20 protein-coding genes are annotated in these 18023 nt (G+C 41.4%); 7 read left to right on the plus strand and 13 right to left on the minus strand.

Features of this window, described 5'->3' with window-relative positions; genetic code table 11:
- Nucleotides 1–11: 11 nt before the first annotated feature.
- Genes ACN20O_RS10405 through ACN20O_RS10415 form a run of 3 tightly spaced genes read right to left on the minus strand, consistent with a single transcriptional unit; the run spans nt 12 to nt 2212 of the window.
- Nucleotides 12–779 carry a hypothetical protein gene (locus ACN20O_RS10405; protein WP_491633879.1) on the minus strand — a complete coding sequence of 256 codons (768 nt, stop codon included), beginning with the start codon at nt 777–779 and terminating at the stop codon, nt 12–14.
- Nucleotides 779–1213: a hypothetical protein gene (locus ACN20O_RS10410; RefSeq protein WP_491633880.1), complete on the minus strand. Its 435-nt coding sequence runs from the start codon at nt 1211–1213 to the stop codon at nt 779–781. Before ACN20O_RS10410 ends, ACN20O_RS10405 begins: the two co-directional genes overlap by 1 nt.
- Nucleotides 1214–1249: 36 nt before the next feature.
- Nucleotides 1250–2212, minus strand: coding sequence for a lysylphosphatidylglycerol synthase transmembrane domain-containing protein (locus ACN20O_RS10415; protein WP_491633881.1), 963 nt, complete (start codon nt 2210–2212; stop codon nt 1250–1252).
- 74 nt (nt 2213–2286) lie between these two features.
- Here ACN20O_RS10415 and ACN20O_RS10420 point away from each other — a divergent pair, with 74 nt between their 5' ends.
- Together ACN20O_RS10420 and ACN20O_RS10425 are read left to right on the plus strand one after the other, a co-directional pair.
- Nucleotides 2287–3609: a UDP-glucose dehydrogenase family protein gene (locus tag ACN20O_RS10420; protein WP_491633882.1), complete on the plus strand. Its 1323-nt coding sequence runs from the start codon at nt 2287–2289 to the stop codon at nt 3607–3609.
- The gene (locus ACN20O_RS10425) at nt 3606–4388 is read left to right on the plus strand and encodes a carbon-nitrogen hydrolase family protein (RefSeq protein ID WP_491633883.1); all 783 of its coding nucleotides are present in this window, start codon (nt 3606–3608) and stop codon (nt 4386–4388) included. Before ACN20O_RS10420 ends, ACN20O_RS10425 begins: the two co-directional genes overlap by 4 nt.
- Here ACN20O_RS10425 and ACN20O_RS10430 read toward each other — a convergent pair.
- Genes ACN20O_RS10430 through ACN20O_RS10450 form a run of 5 tightly spaced genes read right to left on the minus strand, consistent with a single transcriptional unit; the run spans nt 4385 to nt 9440 of the window.
- Nucleotides 4385–4669 (minus strand): hypothetical protein, encoded by a 285-nt coding sequence (locus ACN20O_RS10430; protein ID WP_491633884.1) that lies wholly within the window; start codon nt 4667–4669, stop codon nt 4385–4387. The two genes, ACN20O_RS10425 and ACN20O_RS10430, sit on opposite strands and share 4 nt — an antisense overlap.
- Nucleotides 4666–6588: a protein-glutamine glutaminase family protein gene (locus tag ACN20O_RS10435; RefSeq protein WP_491633885.1), complete on the minus strand. Its 1923-nt coding sequence runs from the start codon at nt 6586–6588 to the stop codon at nt 4666–4668. Before ACN20O_RS10435 ends, ACN20O_RS10430 begins: the two co-directional genes overlap by 4 nt.
- A gap of 52 nt (nt 6589–6640) precedes the next feature.
- Nucleotides 6641–7684, minus strand: a complete 1044-nt coding sequence (locus ACN20O_RS10440) for an FUSC family protein (RefSeq protein WP_491633886.1) — start codon at nt 7682–7684, stop codon at nt 6641–6643.
- Nucleotides 7685–7696: 12 nt separating this feature from the next.
- Nucleotides 7697–8671, minus strand: a complete 975-nt coding sequence (locus ACN20O_RS10445; protein ID WP_491633887.1) for a glycosyltransferase — start codon at nt 8669–8671, stop codon at nt 7697–7699.
- 7 nt (nt 8672–8678) lie between these two features.
- Nucleotides 8679–9440, minus strand: a complete 762-nt coding sequence (locus ACN20O_RS10450) for a glycosyltransferase family 2 protein (RefSeq protein WP_491633888.1) — start codon at nt 9438–9440, stop codon at nt 8679–8681.
- Nucleotides 9441–9477: 37 nt separating this feature from the next.
- On the opposite strand from ACN20O_RS10450, the gene ACN20O_RS10455 reads away from it, so the two are divergent.
- A complete protein-coding gene (locus tag ACN20O_RS10455; protein ID WP_491633889.1) occupies nt 9478–10518 on the plus strand; it encodes a glycosyltransferase family 9 protein in 1041 nt (346 codons plus the stop codon).
- Here ACN20O_RS10455 and ACN20O_RS10460 read toward each other — a convergent pair.
- Genes ACN20O_RS10460 through ACN20O_RS10475 form a run of 4 tightly spaced genes read right to left on the minus strand, consistent with a single transcriptional unit; the run spans nt 10481 to nt 12337 of the window.
- Complete coding sequence (locus ACN20O_RS10460) at nt 10481–10735, minus strand: NifU family protein (protein WP_491633890.1); 255 nt, start codon at nt 10733–10735, stop codon at nt 10481–10483. The two genes, ACN20O_RS10455 and ACN20O_RS10460, sit on opposite strands and share 38 nt — an antisense overlap.
- A gap of 1 nt (nt 10736) precedes the next feature.
- Nucleotides 10737–11444 carry an RsmE family RNA methyltransferase gene (locus ACN20O_RS10465; RefSeq protein ID WP_491633891.1) on the minus strand — a complete coding sequence of 236 codons (708 nt, stop codon included), beginning with the start codon at nt 11442–11444 and terminating at the stop codon, nt 10737–10739.
- Nucleotides 11445–11450: 6 nt separating this feature from the next.
- Nucleotides 11451–11768, minus strand: a complete 318-nt coding sequence (locus ACN20O_RS10470; RefSeq protein WP_491633892.1) for a hypothetical protein — start codon at nt 11766–11768, stop codon at nt 11451–11453.
- The gene (locus ACN20O_RS10475) at nt 11765–12337 is read right to left on the minus strand and encodes an RNA polymerase sigma factor (RefSeq protein ID WP_491633893.1); all 573 of its coding nucleotides are present in this window, start codon (nt 12335–12337) and stop codon (nt 11765–11767) included. Before ACN20O_RS10475 ends, ACN20O_RS10470 begins: the two co-directional genes overlap by 4 nt.
- Before the next feature lie 96 nt (nt 12338–12433).
- On the opposite strand from ACN20O_RS10475, the gene ACN20O_RS10480 reads away from it, so the two are divergent.
- The 4 genes from ACN20O_RS10480 (at nt 12434) to ACN20O_RS10495 (ending at nt 16540) form a co-directional block, all read left to right on the plus strand.
- Complete coding sequence (locus ACN20O_RS10480) at nt 12434–12868, plus strand: hypothetical protein (RefSeq protein WP_491633894.1); 435 nt, start codon at nt 12434–12436, stop codon at nt 12866–12868.
- Nucleotides 12869–12947: 79 nt separating this feature from the next.
- Complete coding sequence (locus tag ACN20O_RS10485) at nt 12948–13973, plus strand: DEAD/DEAH box helicase family protein (RefSeq protein WP_491633895.1); 1026 nt, start codon at nt 12948–12950, stop codon at nt 13971–13973.
- A 36-nt stretch (nt 13974–14009) separates the two neighbouring features.
- Nucleotides 14010–14801, plus strand: coding sequence for a DNA repair protein RecO (gene recO / locus ACN20O_RS10490; RefSeq protein ID WP_102242246.1), 792 nt, complete (start codon nt 14010–14012; stop codon nt 14799–14801).
- A gap of 23 nt (nt 14802–14824) precedes the next feature.
- Nucleotides 14825–16540, plus strand: a complete 1716-nt coding sequence (locus tag ACN20O_RS10495) for an ABC transporter ATP-binding protein (RefSeq protein ID WP_491633896.1) — start codon at nt 14825–14827, stop codon at nt 16538–16540.
- On the opposite strand, the gene ACN20O_RS10500 is transcribed toward ACN20O_RS10495, so the two are convergent.
- Nucleotides 16537–18000 carry a B12-binding domain-containing radical SAM protein gene (locus ACN20O_RS10500; RefSeq protein WP_491633897.1) on the minus strand — a complete coding sequence of 488 codons (1464 nt, stop codon included), beginning with the start codon at nt 17998–18000 and terminating at the stop codon, nt 16537–16539. The genes ACN20O_RS10495 and ACN20O_RS10500 overlap by 4 nt on opposite strands.
- Nucleotides 18001–18023 lie beyond the last annotated feature (23 nt).

Below are 18023 nucleotides of genomic sequence, written 5' to 3' on the forward strand. Positions count from 1 at the left end.
AGACTGTGCCCTTATAATTTTATAATCGTAACATCCATTGAAGTCACAGAAACATTTGTCGCAATTGTGGCATTGCTTGCGACGTAACTAGCATTGAAAGTAAAGTAGAGAACTTGCCCCGCCTTTAGGTAGAACTTTTTGATTTCAGGCGGTGAAGGTGGATAAAGATTATTGGTATTGGTGTCAAATGCGGCGTCTGAATTTAAATCGTTTTTGTTATCATAGACACCGCTCCAGCCCAGCGATAGACCCTGGGAAGTACTTTGAGCGCTTGTTAAATTATTTGCGTAACTGACAGCTATATTTAAATTTATATTGGCCTGACATCCGGGACTATCGCACGTTGTCCCACTTAATGTAACTGTAGGATTGGCAATAAACCTGAATTCATACCAGCCATCAGAAGGGATAGAGATATAGTTAAAACTAGAACCAACGGAAGCTGACTCACTGTCAGTGTCGGTAGCACTTAGTAGATTTGCCGCTCCAATAGAAACCGAGGACAGTGTTAATTTTTTTGAATAATTGTGACAAGTCGGACACGAGGCCGGAACGATAAAGTTAGATTCATTGGCCGTAATACTTCCAGTAAAAATACCCTTAACTAAAATGGTCCCGGTCAATTTCTCAAAGTTTGAATTGATCTCACTCGAAGAGATCGGTGTTCCCGAATTAAAGATAAAAAATCCAGGGAAGTTGGTGGCAGCTATCGAGACCAGGGAAGTAAAGCCAATGGCCATAGCGGCTCCTTGAAAAAAACCAGGTTTAAAAAATTTCATTAAGGCCCCCAGTAACTGCAATCCCACTGGTCAGTGTCCCAGCTGGCAGTTGTATTGGATTTAAGTTTTAACAAAAAATCATTGTACCGAGCATTTTGGCAATTGCTGGTATTTAAATTAATCACCACGGTCGCTTCAGCTGCACTCAAGTCTACGGCTTCAGTGTATCCACATTTCGGAGTGCCCGATTTGAACTCTGGCCCCGAAAAAACAATGGCTAGAATGGTGTATTTTCCCTGGACGATAGTCGCTGAATTGTTTGAGTCCAGAGTATAAATGGTGCTGGAGTTTTTTGATGAATCGATGGCGTTGACAAAAGATCCACCCGAAGCGCTTAGGTTCTGGCCCAAAACAAGCTGAAAGCCACTTTTGGTAGTGGGTTTTTGTGAGCAGCCTACAGTCATGAGAATCAATAAACTCAAAACATATTTCATACGTGTATTGATCGTATAAATAAGAATAAACTTAATTCAAGAAGTGCTCTTAATCTCAGATTTGACGAATAAATAGGGGATGATTCCAGTCAGGTTTGTGAGAGTGTTCGCGATGAAAAATAGATTAAATAATGAAGCGCCATGATCAATTTGCAGCATTTTAAATAAGTTCTCAAATAACAAGTGGCCGACGCCTAATCCTGCCGGAGTAATGGGCAAGGCGGCCCCGATCATTCCGATCGGGAGAATACTGATGATATTTAGTACCGAAGCTTCGGCCGGAACAAATGGCCTAATGAGAAGCCAGATGCAGAGAAAAAGCAGTATCTGATTTAAGACGCTCAGAAAGAAGGTGTTTAAAAAGGATCTTAAAGACAGGTGGATCGAAAGCATATCAATCAATGAACCAAGGATTTTGGGCCATTTTGAGAGGTATTGAGTGAGTTTGGCAATCAGCTTATCTTTGTTGATCAGGCCGCTGAAAATGACTGCTATAAAAAGCGCGAGCCCTACAAACAAGACAATATTCGCAATGATAAAAGTTAACAAGGCCGGGTTTAATTCCATGAGACTTTTATACTGTAGGCAACTGATAGCAATTCCAATTCCTAGGAGTCCAAGCAATCCGATAAAGCGGTCCAGGGCAATAATCGAGGCCAGTGTCGTGGCCGAGAGGCTTTTATCCAGGTTTCTAAAATAGAAAAACTTTATAAAATCTCCGGCACTTGAGCCCGGTAGAATAACAGAAAAGAAATTACCAATTGCATTAAAGGCAAAGAGCTTAGAGAAAGAAAGTTTGATTTCAGACTTTGTTTCCAGCAGGATCTGGCAACGGAGATTGGCAATGAGTAAACGAGCAAAGAGCAAAATTAAGGCCAGCACCCATAAGTAACCACTATTCAAGGTCTTTGTAACAAGTGAAAAGTCCAGCTGACCATTTTTAAAAAGCCAATAGCATAAAGCGAAGGCCAGGAGGAATTTGAGGGTAGTTTTGATCATATAAAAATTTAGCATATTCCCCCGCATAATGCTATTGTAGGGGGGAAATTGCTAATTTTGAGAGAGAGGAAAATATGAAAGTTTCAGTTATTGGTACAGGGTATGTAGGACTAGTCAGCGGGACATGTTTTGCTGAAATCGGACACGATGTTACATGTATTGATATCGATCCAAAAAAGATCGAGATGCTTAAAGCACACAAATCACCAATCTATGAACCAGGGTTAACAGAGCTTCTGGAAAGAAATATTAAAGCGGGCAGACTACATTTCTCGACAGGGTATGAATCTGTGGCCTCTGCTCAATCAATCTTCCTGGCGGTTGGAACTCCATCTGCAGATGACGGAAGAGCTGATCTTAAATATCTTCGTGCCGCAGCTGAAGCTGTCGCCAAGAATTTAACTGACGGAGCGATCGTTGTTATCAAATCAACTGTTCCAGTTGGGACATCAGTTGAAATTAGAAAGCTAATCGCAGAAAAAACGACAAAAAAATTCCACCTAGTCAATAACCCTGAATTCTTAAAAGAAGGATCAGCTGTAGAAGATTTTATGCGCCCAGACCGCGTTATCATCGGTCACCAGGATGCTGGGGCGATGAAAGTTATGGAAGAGCTTTATGCTCCTCTTGTCCGCCAAGGTAACCCGATCTACGGAATGAGCAACCTTTCAGCTGAAATGAGCAAGTATGCAGCGAACTGTTTTCTTGCAACTAAGATTTCTTTCATCAACGAAATTGCCCGCCTTTGTGATTTAACAAATGCAGATATCGAAGAAGTAAGAAAAGGGATCTCATCTGATAAGAGAATTGGTGGACACTTTCTATACCCTGGTCCAGGTTACGGTGGATCGTGTTTCCCTAAAGATGTAAAAGCTCTAGTGGCGACAGCAGAAGACTATGGAATGGATTTAAAAATCATCAATGCAACTGAAGAAGTTAACGATGAACAAAAATCATATGTCTTCTCAAAAGTTAAAAAACACTACGGTGATAATTTAACAGGTAAAGTCTTCACGTTCTGGGGAGTGGCCTTCAAAGCAAACACTGACGACGTTCGTGAAACAGCAGCTATCGCTATGGCGAGAAAACTAATCGGTGCAGGAGCGACGATCAATATCTTCGATCCGGTTGCAACTGAAAACTACCTGCATGAAATGAGTCAATACAAAGAGTGCGAAGGCAAGATTAAAGCTTTTGACAACAAATACGATGCACTTAAAGGATCAGACGCTCTAATCACTGTAACTGAGTGGAGAGAGTTTACGACTCCTGATTTCTCTGAAATCAAAGCGAAGCTTAACAAGCCAGTGATCTTTGATGGAAGAAACCTGTACGACACGAAAAAAGTTCAGGCGGAAGGATTTACTTACTACGCAATTGGGAAATTCATTAAATGAAAATCGCAGTACTACAGCTAACATCTGTTCTTGATTATAAAACGAATCTTGAGACAATCAGAGGCCTTTTAAAAGAGGCTAAAGCTCAAGGGGCCGAAGCATTCTTTATGCCAGAAGTTTTTTATTCAATGAGCGATGGAATCACTCCTACACCTTACTTAGTTGAAGAGGGCAATGAGCACTACAAAGAAATCCAGAAGCTCTCTACGGATTACGGTATGGCCCAGATCGGTGGTTCAGCTGCGACTCTATTAAACGGCAAAGTTGTTAACCGCGCCTATAATTTTGATAAGAACGGTAAAGACCTTGGTCACTACGATAAGATCAATCTTTTTGCCTGTGATCTTCCGGATAAGAAAATTTCAGAAGCAAAGAACTATACTCCTGGGAAAGATTATAAAGTCGTTGATTTGAATGCTGTTAAAGTGGGTCTGGGGATCTGTTTTGATATGCGCTTTTCAGAGATGGCCCTTCACTATAGAAAAGAAGGGGCAAGCATTATTACTTATCCTGCGGCCTTTACAGTGCCTACGGGAAGAGCTCACTGGCATACGCTTCTTCGCGCCCGCGCGATTGAAAACCAGTGTTTTGTGGTAGCGGCAGCTCAATGGGGATACCACAACGATAGGATGCAAACTTATGGTCACTCGTTAGTTATTGATCCGTGGGGAGACATTCTTATGGATCTTCAAGAAGGTGTGAAAGTAGGAGTGGTAGAACTTGATTTCCCGAAGATTGAACTCATCAGGAAATCAGTTCTAATGAATCGTCCTTATTAATCAACTTTGCAATCTAAAACACTAAGCGAATACGCGGCCACTTTCATAGTGGCCTTTTTATTTTCCTTCATCGCCTTTTGCAGACAAGGTGCGAACTTTTCTTCAGCGAAGTAGGCAGCTGCCAGCTCTACTAATTCCAGACGGTAGACTTTTTTAGGAGTCATGAGCATCTTGGCAATATGAGCTTTGATCTCTACTGTTTTTTCCTCACGTTTTCCAGTTTCCTGGGCAAGTGTGAAAGAGGACATCAGAAGTGTTAAGAGAAGGATTGATGTTTTCATTGTCTTGGCTCCAGTGGTTTGTACATTCTCATTGTTTCATTCGCCATATCCATTTTCTCTTCTTCAGAAAGATAAATGCTATCGCTAGGAAGGTAAGGATCAGAGCTTGAGAAAGATAAAGCTGATCTCTCCATTTGAGCGGCGTTTTCTGGGAAAGGGAAAGCTGTCACAACTGAACCACGAGCTGTGTTCTTTGACATCTTGTTGTCCCATTCCTCAACAGTTACTGGCTTATCAAACAGAGAAGGATCGATAACCATTTTCTGTGTTTCACCTTTGGCATTTTTTACGTAAACGATAGGAGCGACGTGGAAGTTCCATTGAATTAATGGCTCAGTCCCTGGGACATAAAGATCACCTTTGATCCAGACTTTATCAACGCGTACACCTTCTGCTTCAAAACGTCTTGCCATCAAGTGAGCGCGGGCATAACAACCGTCTGGTTTATACTTCCAGGCGATATCATCCATTTTCTGTGCCTTTTTAAATAGCTCAGAAGCTCTTTCCATCGTGATCGTTTGATCAACGTGTTTATCCGGGTGAATATTTTTCTTAATGCGATCAAGGTTTTTTGCTGCTTCTGCGTTTAGGAAAACACCTTGGTAGATACATCCTAATTCAGGAGCTTTTTTCGGATCGATAAATGTTCCAACCAGGTTTCCGTTTCCGACAACCTGAATGAATTCAGCCAACTCAAGATCACCAAGTTTTTTAAGAACTTTCTTTTTTCCTTCAACGAGTCCGTTTAAAGCGTCGTTGTCTTTACAGACATTTTTGTAATAGACAATCGCCTGCTCAAAGTTTGGATCTTTGTAAGCTACAACCTTTTGGCGGTCTTGTCCCAGAGATTGAGGAACAGCGGCTTTCATGTAGTCAGCGGACATTGGAAGTTTTTTGTAATCGTACGGAACATCAAGCAGCGGAGTTTGAGATTGTTTTGAACTGATCTTCTTAATAGATACCGATGGGCCAATCCCATCTTTTTCATCTAGAAGATGGATGCTTCCCGGGATCATTGAGTTTGGAGAAGAATCATAAAGCATAGTTGCTTGGTATGTTTTCCCATCAACTGTCACCGGATCACACTTAAAGCTTCCGCATTTGATTTGAAAAATCATCTGCTGCTGATAATCTCTTTCTTGATTAGTCAGCTCTCTCGTTTGACCGCGCTCGCATGAAACTTCCTGGCCATCAAAGAGTTGAACTTTATATGACTTCTCATTATAGGCCCTATCAAGTTCTGCTTTCGCTTCATCTCTATCGTGCATAAAGGCTTCAACAATAGCTTTGTATTGAGGAGAGCCCTTCATTTTTAGTGTTTCATCAGTGCGGTTTTCAGGATTGGCGAAAAAAGAGTCAACCAGCATGACGCTTTCGTTGTACTTAGCATTCAGATCCTTTGATTTAGCGGCGCCAAACCCGCCCATCATTCCACCACCCATTCCCATTCCTGGAAATGTTGGGGCCGCATAAAGTGTTTTTCCTTCGGCCTCTATATTTTCAATTGCTGCGTATGAAGGTGCGTTTTCTTTGTCTCTACCAAGAGCTGTAAAACCTAAGACGCTATTTTTTATCAAAACAGGTTTACTGCCGTTGGGGCAGATGTAAACTTTGACATCTTTATCGAGACTACATTTTACAGAAGATTGATTGCCTGAAAGTTTGACTGTGATTTGAGGATAATCTTCAGGATTGATTTTTGTAGAGGGTGAACCCCCGGGAAATCCTCCTGTCATTCCACCGAATATCCCACCACCATAAGGGTTGGTGCTATTAGGGTAATTGAATGAATCTTTTTGAGAGCTTTGCTGTTGCTGTTGACCCGGATACTGATTGTATTGATCCAAGTCTTGCACTTGTTGAGCAAATACCGTCGATTGTATTAAAACAAACGAAAGAAGAAGTAGATTAATTCTCACATAGACCCCCAATTAGGAATCTTATCGGCCAAACAAAAGCAAATGTGACAATCTAATGTCTGAGGGATTTGATCGACTTTTTAATGATGTCCGGCTTTAACCAAATTGCAGCTAACACTCCGATAGAACATCCAAGGATGATATCGATAGCGCGCCAGTAGGCTAAGTGATGAGTGGCCGTTGATTGAGGAGCGGCGATTTCCAGGAAAAAAAGAATCAGGGCCACGATGTAGATGTTTCCGACCCAATAGTTTTGGGAAAGACCCAGAGGCATTAAAAAAGAGCAGATAAAAACAAAAGCAATGAGAAGCAATTGGTTGTGGGCATAAGTTAAGATAACTGAAGCGATGACAACTCCCAGAATAGTTCCCAGGACTCGTTGAGCACTCTTGTAAATGCTCTGGTAGCTATCGGGAAGAATCACAATGAGTGCCGTACCGACAATCCAGTTGGCGTGGGAGAACTCAAAAACTTGCGCGAGGATATAACCGATCGTTGAAAAGATAGCACATACCAAAGGGAATTTGATCCCGCGGTTGTGGGCCATGATTTTTTTAACTGTTGCTCTTTTACTTTCAGTCAGCTTCGTTTCATGTTTGGTGATTTTAAAAATAATATACGCCCAAAAAAGGTAGTTTAAAAAAGCGATGCTTGAATAAAGAAGAAGCGATGTGAGTTTAAGCTTTATCACGACTTCTGCTGATGCTGTTAAGAACTGTAGCGTGATAAAAAGCATCATACGCTCAAGTTCAATTCCATAATCCTTCGATTTTCCCAGAAGGAAACTTAAGATGAAAAGAATGATGGCAATGGTGTAGAGACTGCCGACCGAAGCAGCTCCGACAGCAAGACTAATCATTAAAAGAATGAAAGTGACGACAAGATGGCGTGTGCGAACAAGAAAATTATCGAAGTGATCATTAAGATAGAAAACTAAACTCATTAATGAACCAAACATTGAGACAAAAAGCTCATTGTTAAAATGCCCGATAATTAGTGGAGTGGTAATGGCCAAGGCAGAAAGAAGCATTTTAAAGAGCGGTGTCGGCTCTGGATTGATACGAAGTGTGTTTTCGACATGTTCTTTAAATGGCATAGCTACTCTATTTTAAAAAGGTAGTAGATTCTCGGCCCTTTCAGTAAATTGAAAAGTGGGGTTCATCTGATTCAGACTCTCTCCGTTGATCACTCTCTTGTAAAGTTCCAGATAACTTAAAGCATGTTTGTTCACGTTAAAGTTGTCTTCAACATACTTTCTGATTTTATCTGGATCAAACGTTTTAGAATGATCTTCACGCACAAATTTTTCTAATTCTTGATAATTGTGAGCGATAAAACCCACATCCTTAGTAATCAACTCTGGAAGACTCCCGTAAGGAGAACCAATCACAGGTAGACCCTGTGACATCGCTTCAATGACAGCGATCCCAAAGGGCTCAGGCCAGCGAACTGGAAAAACCATGAAGTCGCAATTTCTAATAATTTCCATTTTTTTATCACCGCCAACAACACCGTGGTTGTGGACGTAACGAGACAGTCCCCACCAACGTCCGCCAGCAACATGCAGATGCCTGCCAGTGCTTCTTGCCGCCTTAACTGAGTCCTTTAAGTTTTTCACTCGCCATGAAGCTTTGGCCAGGAAGAGAAAATCATTCCATGCGCGTTTAGCTTTTGGTTTGTAAGGGTATTCGGCCAGGTCGATGGCATTGTGAACGAATTGATTTGAACCATGAACTTCAGCATGTCTTTTAGAAACAAAAACAGAGTTCTTGTCGAAAATCTCTCCTGGTTGCCCATTACCGTGAACGGTAATGATCGTCGGAATTTTTCCAGGCACGCGGTAGTTGTAACTTAAGTGAATAATGTCGGCGTCCTGTGGGATTTGTGTTGTCCACTCTTTTCCTTCCATTTTCATGGGAATGAGTTCGATGCCGTATTCTTTAACCTTTGAATCGGGGTGTCCGATTAAAACCACTTGATGGCCCAAGCGAGCAAGCTCTACCATGTGCCAGAAAAGAATGCGTTCGATTCCACCATAACCAATGACCGGAAGAACACCAGAGTGAGAGAAAACTATTTTCATAAAGGTCCTAGATTTTTTTACCAAGTTGCAGCTCGTGAAGTTTAGAGTACTTCAAAAGAGCGTAGAGAGAGTTGATACAGCAAATGATAAAGCCATATCTCCCGTCGAGAAATCCGCCTTTGATGAGATAATCGCGGAAGAATTTAAAGACAGGCCTTGTGACAATTTTAAACACGCTTGAGCGCTTGCCTTGTTTAAAAGCGGCATGGGCCGCGATTGTCGTGAACTTATTTGTTTGGTTAACGTGAGCAGTGATTGAGTCGTAGCTGTAATGAAGAAGGTCGCCGTTTAAAAAACCAGTTCCTTCATTGACAGTCATTTGCAGAATATCGTGTGGGTTTTCTCCACCCCAACGAGCTTTACCTTTTTTGATCAGACGAAGTTTTGTATCCGGATACCAACCGCAGTGGCGGACCCAGTGGCCGTTGTAATTTGTTAAGCGGTTAAAGCGATAGCCATTCATGTTGAAATTCTTTTTGACCATTTTTATTTGGGCAAGAAGTTCTGGAGAGAGAGCTTCATCGGCATCAAGAGACAAAATGTAATCGTGAGTTGAAAGATCTAAAGCAAAGTTCTTTTGTTCAATGTGACCGGCAAATGGATTCTTAACAAAGCGGGCACCAAGGCGGGTAGCGATCTCTTCAGTTTTATCTGTAGAGAATGAATCCACTACCAGGACTTCGTCGGCGATTTCTTTAACTGAAGTGATGCAACGTTCAATGTTGTTCTCTTCGTTGTAAGTTATGATGGCCACTGTTAATTTATTCATCGTTGGTATCTCTTTGGTATCTCTTTTTGGGCACCTAATGCGAAAACTTTCAAACATTCTGTTAGTTAAAAACCGTGCTTTAGGCGACTCCGTTATGGGGCTTAGCTCGGTTACCTACACTCGTGCATTGTATCCCAAGGCTAACATCATTTATGCTGTTCCTCAATGGGTAGCGCCGCTTTATAAGAATGTTGAAACAGCGGCAGATTCTATTTATCCACTCTCACTAAAGTCTCTCAAGGATCTTTTTAAAACTTACCAGGATTTGAGAAAACTAAAAGTCGATCACATCCATGAAATGCACCAATCCGGTAGAGGGGCCAAGGCCTTTAAGCTAATTGCTTTTCTCATGGGAATTAAATACACCGCCCATAACCACCATTTAAAAGAAGGTGGAGAAGTTCTCGATCAAGGCGTGATTAAACCGCTCATTCAAAGAGACCTGGATGGTGTGTATTCTTTTTTAGGCGAAAAAGAGATTCCAACATTTTTGGATTACCCGCCGAAGATGAATGTCATTAATTCCAACGCCAAAAAGGCGAGAATTATTTTTGGAGTGGTGGCGACGAGATTAACGAAAATGTGGCCTTTGGAAAATTATATCGTTCTGGCGAAACTTATGGCCTTAGCTTTTCCTAAGTTTGAAGTGGTTATCCCACTTTCAAAAAGTGCCGATGATGAAAGAATTAAAAATGAACTGGAAGCTTTGGGGCTTCCATCTAATACCTCTATCGTCCATATTCCTCTGGCAGAGCTTCCGAAATTTTTCGAGGAGTCGGCTTTTTATATTGGAAACGATACAGGATTAAAACATATTGCGGTTGCAGTTGATTTAAAGAGCTTCACGCTTTTTGGACCAGAACCCGCCAATGAATGGCATCCATACGACTCAAAAAAGCATCCATACTTTTACGTGGAAGAATTGGCGTGTAGAACAAGAGTGCACCACTACTGTGGTCTTTCGGTCTGTGATTTAAAAGATGAATACATGCAATGTTTGAAACTTTTTACGCCACAGAAAGTGATGGAGGCCATCACAACTACATGTAAGGATTTTCTCCACTCTCGTGATCTGTAATATCAATCACGTCAGTGATTTCCGGAAAATTTTGTTTTACCAGAGTCTGGATACCTTGTTTTAAGGTTGCGCTCGAGCTTGAGCATCCCTGACATCCACCTTGAAGGCGAAGGAAAAGAACATTGTTGTCGAGGTCAACGATCTCTACGTTGCCACCGTGAGCAGCTAGTGCCGGGCGAACTTGTTCATCAAATAAATTTTCTAGTTTTCTTATCATATTAATATCTTCCTCTAATCAATTCTAACTGAGAAACGGCTGAATATATAGCATGTTCCACTCTAAGAATGCTAGACGATATCTTGACACTCTTAAAGCCAGCCTGATGAAAACGCTCTATATCTTCAGGGATAAAACCTCTTTCCGGACCGATAGCTAACGTAATGGCAGTATCAAAGTTAATACTATCTTTTAAATCAAGGAAATTCTCTTTACCTGAAAGATCCAGAATGAACTTCTGAGGCTCGTTTTTATAGTGATCTGCTGGGTTATATTTATCGACCTTAACACCAGGAAGTTCACCATAGATTGCCGACTGGGAAAGTCCTGCAAGCAGGTATTCTTCGCATTCACGGGACTCAAAAACTTTTGAGTCCAGGTAGCTTTTCTCAGAAAGTGCGGCCTTAAAAAAATGGATATTTTTGGCGCCAAAAGTAGTGGCGTGCTCGAGAACTTTTTTACTGGTTTGCGGTCTTGAAATCCCCACAACCAAGTTAAACCATTGTGGGTGAGCTTTCGTTAAAGAAGAAAGCTCAAGAATGCATTTGTCTTTTGCCAGGTTAATGATTTTTCCCTGGCAAAGGCCTTGTCCTAAAACAGTGCACTTGAAAGTGTCGCCTTCCTTCGCTTTAAGTGTCTCGTACATATGTGCGAGAACTTTTGGATCGGCGATGACCCCGTCAGTGTTTTTTAGTATTAATGAATTCATGCATGACTAAATCTCATCTGAGATTGAGACCGTCAAGTCAGATTCGATAGGGGAAATCCCTTCGTTTAGGGCCCCCTGGATTTCAAGGGCATTTTCTACAAATTCCCTTTGGGTTACACGTTGTTGTCCGGGAACATTGTAATTGGTGATAGCAATAAAAAGGACTGAAGCTGTCGCGCAACCGCTCACGGCCCAGGTAACCCAATTGCTAAACAGGCGAGGCTTTTTACTCTTTTCAAGCTTCTCAAAAAAAGCTGAATCAAAGTCAGACGATGGCGTGACATCCATTTTCTTCTTAAGTGCATCTTTTAATTGATTGCTCATTTTGAGCCTCCTAATTTAGTTTTCATTCCTGACTTCGCACGGTGGACCAGGTTCTTTACGGCCTGGGGAGATTTATTTAAAACGCTTCCCATTTCTTCAAAACTTAAGTCATCATTCATCCACAACAAAAGAGCTTCTCTTTGTGTGAGTGGAAGAGTGCCAATCACATTGTTAATTTCTTCTTTGGTAGATTCATTTACCATCTTTTCTAAAACTGATTCATCCTGGTCGGTGAATTCAGACTCAATATCCTCAAAACTTTGATCCCTTTTTAGTGGATTTTTATCAAGAGCATCGAGATTGGTATTTTTACAAATGGTCCACAACCATGTTCGGAATGTTTTTTGTGGATCATAATTTTTTTTATAGCGATAGACCTTTAAAAAAGTATCATGAACAATTTCTTCTGCGCGGGCCTGGTTAAAAGTATACCCATAACTGAATCTGATGAGGGATTCTTTGTACTTATGGTAGAGGCGCTCGAACGCCACCTGATCATCGTGATCAGCAAACATCTGCATTAACTGGTTGTCGGACATAATGCCTTTTGTGGCCTTGGCAGTTTCCATTCACCTATAATACGCAAACTTTACTCAAAAGTTTCGTGAAACTTTTATTAAATGCTGGCGTAAAATGGTTGAGAGAACAAAAACGGAGGTTCTAACATGACGATTTCATTAGGGGTGCTAAAAAACGCAATTCTTACCTTGGTCCTTTTAATGGGAGGCACTATGACCTTTGCGGCCGATGAGCAGGTCAAAGAAGACGTAGCTAAGTTTTCTCAGCAGTGTTCAAAACTCCGCGAAGACCACATTCAGGAAATGCGTGAATTGCATGTTAAACATATTAACGAAATGTATGACCGCAAATTGGCCAATGTAAGAGAGCTTGAAGAGCTTTATAAGCATCTAAAGCCGGGTGACAAAACTCACAACAAGGCTTTGCGTGAACAGATTAAAGAGAAACAAGACTCTTTAAAAAAAGAAGAAGAGAAAAATAGAAAAGAGTTTAAAGAAAATGTCCTGAAGAAAAAGAATAAAGAATTTCAGGAAGCTATGAAAACTCGCATGAAAGAAATGAAATCAAAATACAAAGATTAGAAGTTCGTTTGGAGTCACGTCCATAATCTTCCTAGGTTGGGGATAAGGGGCATGAGGTAGCATTGAATGATGCCATTTCATGAAACTTATCCCCGCTTTATTTTCTCCCTCATGTTTTACACTTCTGACAGCTCCAGTTGCTTCCGGGAAAACCAGAATGGTCGTGGAGTTTTACCGCGAAGAAGATTTTAAAATCGTCTATCTCTCTCCCTTGCGGGCCCTCGCCAACGAAGTCCATTCCAATTTAGAAAAGGCCGGGGAAAAACATATTTTTCTCGCTGGTGGTGAAATGCCACTGGAGGATTGTTTAAAAGGCTTTATCAAAGCGAAGAAGAGTTTTCTGGTCTCAACGATGGAGCTTTTGAGTGAAGAGTTCCTTGAGGAATTATTTGAGCTTGAAGAAAAGGTCATTTTTGTCATTGATGAGTTTCATTTGTTTTATTATTGGGGGCAAGGTTTTCGTCCAGTTCTACACGATCGATTCCTCGCCATTTTGAATTGTTGCTTTCCCGTGCTGGCCGTAACGGCGACAATGGATCAGGAAGTGATGGCTGGATTAAAAAAAGACCTGGAATACTACCAGGATTTCTGGATTCATCTAGATTACGGCAATCATGCTCTTCACAGAAAACCTGAAAAGCAGCTTAGCTTTTATGGGATGAAGCCGGCCTATATACAAAAAGCTTTTTGGAGAGAGTTAAGACAGAAGGAGAGTGAGCACATTTTTCTTTATTTCTGTGCTTACCGATCGCAGGTGGATGAACTCACCGATCGGGCAAACCGTTTGGGGTTTAAGGCCTTGGGCTGTGTCGGTGGAGAAGTGGAGTCCTTTTTAGAAAACGTAGAAGAGAATAAAGGCGAGATCGACTGCATCTTTTCGACGACCACTTTAAGTCACGGAGTGAATCTCCCGGAGATTAAAAAAGTTTTTATTGATTATGAAGTGAAGAATTACGACTTCTGGCTGCAGATGATTGGCCGGGGTGGAAGAAGGGGGAGTGGTTACGAAGTCTACACAACTGATCGTTTTCATACGACTAAAAAAGAAAGACTAAAACATAAAGCAAAAATCGTTTTGGGAGACCTCCTGGGAATTGAAATCTAGGAGACAAACATTTTCTCCTTCAGGTAAGATGGGGGGATGCAAACCAAAGTTGAAGGGCTCGTCCTTTCGAAAATTCCCTATGATGAACGCCATATTATCGCTCATCTACTGCTTAGGACAGGAAGAAAAATTTCTGTGGTCTTTTACGGTGGACGCGGCGGCGGGAAAAAACAAAAGTCTTCGATTATTGAACTTGGTTTCATGCTTTCGGTAGAGCTTTCTCAGGCAAAAAATCATTCTGATATTTATCATGCTAAAGAATGGAACTTGATCTGGCATCACGATCTGATCCGTTCTAATCACAGTGCCTTTTACTTGATGTGCTTTTTCTTAGAAGTTATCAACCGCATTTCTCCGACAGAGAACCTGCATGATGTGCATGAAGAAAACACGGAGATGGTGGGACTTTTTACATCGCTTAGTAATGCTTTGGTGCACCTGGAAAAATCCCTTAAAGAGAATTCATTTTATATTCACTCGCATGCTGTCATCTTTTTAACGAAGACCTTGCTTCATCTGGGAGTCTTTCCAGAGCGTGAGCATTGCACGTTGTGTGGCATTGAGTTGGGTGGATTCAATGATATGTACTTGCTTTCAGAAGAAGGAGGCTTCTCTTGTCCTCCTTGCATGAATCAGAGGAAATCTTACTCCGTGCAATCTGGTCGTGAGCTTTGGGAAATTGTCGGCCACATTGCCCATACGAAGTACTCAGAACTCCATGGGCTTAAGCTGGAATACAAGTCACTTCCTAAAATGCTCTTCCACTATTTTTGTTTCCAATTTCATTTTGAAGAGAAAGATTTTAAGACCGCTCCTATGGTATTTTAGCCTCTTATGGGCTAATCTGGGGCATGATTAAAAAACTTATCCAGCAGCTATGGCCTTACATTAAGCCATATAAATCTATGGCCCTTGCGGCCTTTTTATTATCATTCGTTTTAGCGGCCCTAACGGGAGCGCAAGTAAAGCTGATCAAGCCTATTTTTGACAGCGGTCTATCGGGATCAGCGACACTTCAGGAAGTTCTTACTCTTTCAGGTCTATTACTGCTTTTAGGTGTGATCAACTTTCCGGCAAGATACTTTCACTTCTACTGGATGAGATACGTTGGCGAAAAAATGAACTCAGACATGAGGTCAACTCTTTTTGCGAAACTTCAAAGACTGCCGACAAGTTTTTACAATCAAAACAAACAAGGCCGCATGCTTTCGACTGTTCTAAACGATGCTGAAATTTTCGCGCAATCGTTTAGAGCTTTGATTGATATTATCAGAGAGCCGGTAAAGGCACTGGTTTACCTGGGTCTTGCGATTTACAGTGACTGGCAGTTAACTCTGGTTATTTTAGTTGTTGGTCCGCTTTTTGTTATGATTTTCCAGATCAGTGGAAAAAAGATTAAAGCAAACCAAGCCCAGGTTCAGGAAGGACGAGCTGAATTAACTCATAATTTAGCTGAAGGTCTTTCAAGTCATAAAGTGACAAAAGCTTTTAACCTGCAAAATTTCGTGATGGAACGTTATGAGAGATCGCAGGATTATTATTTTAAATTTCAAATGAAAACGACGAAAGTTGAAGAGATTGCTCACCCGTTTGTTGAGCTTATCGGTGCGATTGCGTTTTCTTTGGTTATCGTTTTTGCTTACTACAGAATTAAATCAGGTGCGATGACTGTAGGGGATTTTATTCAGTTCGTAGCAGCTCTTGCGCTTTTAATGGATCCAATCAGAAAGTACTCTCAGGCCAACGTAAAACTAGGACAAGGATTAGCAGCTGCAGATCGTATTAACCAGATTCTTGATCTTGAAGAAGAAGTTGATAGAGGGACTTACGAGATTAAATCATTTAACGATGAAATAGCAGTTAACAACGTGACGTTTGGTTACGGTGAAGCTGATGTCTTGAAAGATTTTTCTCTCAAGGTTAAAAAAGGTCAAAAAATCGCTCTGGTTGGTTTATCAGGTTCTGGAAAGTCGACATTGATCAACCTGCTTCTTGGTCTTTATCCGCTTTCAAAGGGCTCGATCACGATTGATGGAAGATCTCTTTCTGATATTAAGCTTAAAGAATTAAGAAAACGTTTTGGATTAGTGTCTCAGGATATTTTCCTGTTCCACGATACAATCAGAGAAAACTTAACTATCGGTGGAACATTCAGCGATGAAGAAATTCAGCGCGCCCTTGAAGTGTCTTACGCTTCAGAGTTCGTAAGCAAGCTTCCACAAGGTTTAAATACAGTTGTAGGGGATAGAGGAGCGAAGCTTTCAGGAGGACAACAGCAGCGTTTAACGATTGCCCGTGCCTTCTTGCAAAACACTGACATTCTTCTTTTTGATGAAGCGACTAGTGCCCTTGATAACGAATCAGAAAAAGTTGTTCAAAGAGCTCTTGAGTCTATCGCTGGGAACAAAACAGTTATTGCTGTTGCTCACAGGCTTTCGACGATTCAGGACTATGACCGCATTTTCGTTTTAAAAGACGGGCGCCTGGTTGAAGAGGGCACTCACAACGAACTGATGTCAAACAACAGTGAGTATAAAAAACTTTACGAGCTTTCGCTAAAAGCCTAGGTACGAAGGATTTTTAAGGCCCCTCTGAATTTACTCATAAATTCAAAAGGTGATTTGGTTTTGACTGCGCTTCTGAAAATGTAGCGCGGTCTGAAATAAAACTTGCGGTAGGCATACTTATGCAACTCTACCAGCCTCTTCATCGGCACATACTCTTCCCAATGATCCACTTTAAAATCTTTTGTCGGATTCATGGCAAACTTCTGCCATCTTCCACCTTCGATTAATCCTTTGGCCACTGCCTGATCATAAGCTTCGGTGTGGGGATAAAGAGTCATAATATTAAACTGGGCATAGTCCGGGTCTAAGTCGACCAGGAACTGAATGTTTTTGATGATGTCTGCCTCTGATCTTTCATGGGGAAGACCAATCATATAATCGGCCACAGAAATGATTCCAAGCTCTCGGCACCAGCGGAAAGCATTCTGGATTTTTTCAACGTTGCAGCCTTTCTTTAAAACTTTTAGTCCTTCATCGCTTCCGGTTTCCACGCCAAAAGAAATTAAGCGGCATCCATTTTTTTTAGCAACGGCCAGGGCCTCTTTGGTAAGCGAATTCACGCGTCCTCTAAAATCCCAGGTGATCTTGAGCTCTCTGCGCTCAAACTCTTCACAGATTTCAATAAGGCGTTTGGGAGTGATGTTAAAGAGGTCGTCGTAGAAATGAAATTCATCGTAACCGAGTTTTAAACATTCTTCGATTTCATCGGCGATGAGTTTCGGGCTTCTCGCGCGGTATTTTTTATAAGGAACGTTACAAAATGTACAAAGGTAGGGGCATCCACGGCTGCTGATAATCGTCGCCAGGTTACTGCTCACTCCTAAAATGCTGCTGTATTTGATATGTTTTATAAATTTTCTATTGGGAATAGGAATCGTGTCGACATCATCGACGTAGGCAGGATTGACGATCACGGAATTTAAGAAGCGATTGTCTTTTTTTGGTTCTTCTGCGCGTTTTATAGATTCTTTTGTATAGACGCCGAGAATGTGTTCAATGGGTTCTTTCTTTTCCAGGCAATTGACTAATTCAGTGAAGGCCTTTTCTCCTTCACCTACGACAATCGAGTCAATGTTAGGCATGGCGGCAGCTTCGTTTGGATACGAAATCGCATGGTGCCCGCCAAGGCAAATATGGCAATTGGGAAAATTGGCCTTCACATTTTCAGCGACCATTTTGATGTCGACTAAAGAAATCGTGAAGCTAGTCATCCCTAAAATATCGGGTTGAATGATTTTTAATCTTTCAATGAGAGCATCGTGATCCACTTGTTCGGCCACACAGTCGATGAAATGAAGATTGTGGCCTGTGGTGTTTTTTTCTAAGTAAGATAGAACATAGAGAGCACCAAGCGGAGGGAAATAACCATAGTCGTCAGCCTCTAAAAAACTTTCGCCTTTTTCGTCGGGAAATTCGACGATGGTGTTTTTATCCGGCGGGTTGATAATAACTATATTCATAAAAAGTATTATAACATAAACTT

The organism is Bacteriovorax sp. As-1 (genome assembly GCF_058446905.1).

Excerpts from the sequence above, each read along its gene's own strand:
- ACN20O_RS10415 (WP_491633881.1), bottom strand. The coding sequence starts at position 2,212 with ATGATCAAAACTACCCTCAAATTCCTCCTGGCCTTCGCTTTATGCTAT.
- ACN20O_RS10420 (WP_491633882.1), top strand. The coding sequence starts at position 2,287 with ATGAAAGTTTCAGTTATTGGTACAGGGTATGTAGGACTAGTCAGCGGG.
- ACN20O_RS10405 (WP_491633879.1), bottom strand. The coding sequence starts at position 779 with ATGAAATTTTTTAAACCTGGTTTTTTTCAAGGAGCCGCTATGGCCATT.
- ACN20O_RS10440 (WP_491633886.1), bottom strand. The coding sequence starts at position 7,684 with ATGCCATTTAAAGAACATGTCGAAAACACACTTCGTATCAATCCAGAG.
- ACN20O_RS10495 (WP_491633896.1), top strand. The coding sequence starts at position 14,825 with ATGATTAAAAAACTTATCCAGCAGCTATGGCCTTACATTAAGCCATAT.
- ACN20O_RS10445 (WP_491633887.1), bottom strand. The coding sequence starts at position 8,671 with ATGAAAATAGTTTTCTCTCACTCTGGTGTTCTTCCGGTCATTGGTTAT.
- ACN20O_RS10480 (WP_491633894.1), top strand. The coding sequence starts at position 12,434 with ATGACGATTTCATTAGGGGTGCTAAAAAACGCAATTCTTACCTTGGTC.
- ACN20O_RS10425 (WP_491633883.1), top strand. The coding sequence starts at position 3,606 with ATGAAAATCGCAGTACTACAGCTAACATCTGTTCTTGATTATAAAACG.
- ACN20O_RS10470 (WP_491633892.1), bottom strand. The coding sequence starts at position 11,768 with ATGAGCAATCAATTAAAAGATGCACTTAAGAAGAAAATGGATGTCACG.
- ACN20O_RS10410 (WP_491633880.1), bottom strand. The coding sequence starts at position 1,213 with ATGAAATATGTTTTGAGTTTATTGATTCTCATGACTGTAGGCTGCTCA.
- ACN20O_RS10430 (WP_491633884.1), bottom strand. The coding sequence starts at position 4,669 with ATGAAAACATCAATCCTTCTCTTAACACTTCTGATGTCCTCTTTCACA.
- ACN20O_RS10455 (WP_491633889.1), top strand. The coding sequence starts at position 9,478 with ATGCGAAAACTTTCAAACATTCTGTTAGTTAAAAACCGTGCTTTAGGC.
- recO (WP_102242246.1), top strand. The coding sequence starts at position 14,010 with ATGCAAACCAAAGTTGAAGGGCTCGTCCTTTCGAAAATTCCCTATGAT.
- ACN20O_RS10460 (WP_491633890.1), bottom strand. The coding sequence starts at position 10,735 with ATGATAAGAAAACTAGAAAATTTATTTGATGAACAAGTTCGCCCGGCA.
- ACN20O_RS10450 (WP_491633888.1), bottom strand. The coding sequence starts at position 9,440 with ATGAATAAATTAACAGTGGCCATCATAACTTACAACGAAGAGAACAAC.
- ACN20O_RS10485 (WP_491633895.1), top strand. The coding sequence starts at position 12,948 with ATGAAACTTATCCCCGCTTTATTTTCTCCCTCATGTTTTACACTTCTG.
- ACN20O_RS10475 (WP_491633893.1), bottom strand. The coding sequence starts at position 12,337 with ATGGAAACTGCCAAGGCCACAAAAGGCATTATGTCCGACAACCAGTTA.
- ACN20O_RS10500 (WP_491633897.1), bottom strand. The coding sequence starts at position 18,000 with ATGAATATAGTTATTATCAACCCGCCGGATAAAAACACCATCGTCGAA.
- ACN20O_RS10465 (WP_491633891.1), bottom strand. The coding sequence starts at position 11,444 with ATGAATTCATTAATACTAAAAAACACTGACGGGGTCATCGCCGATCCA.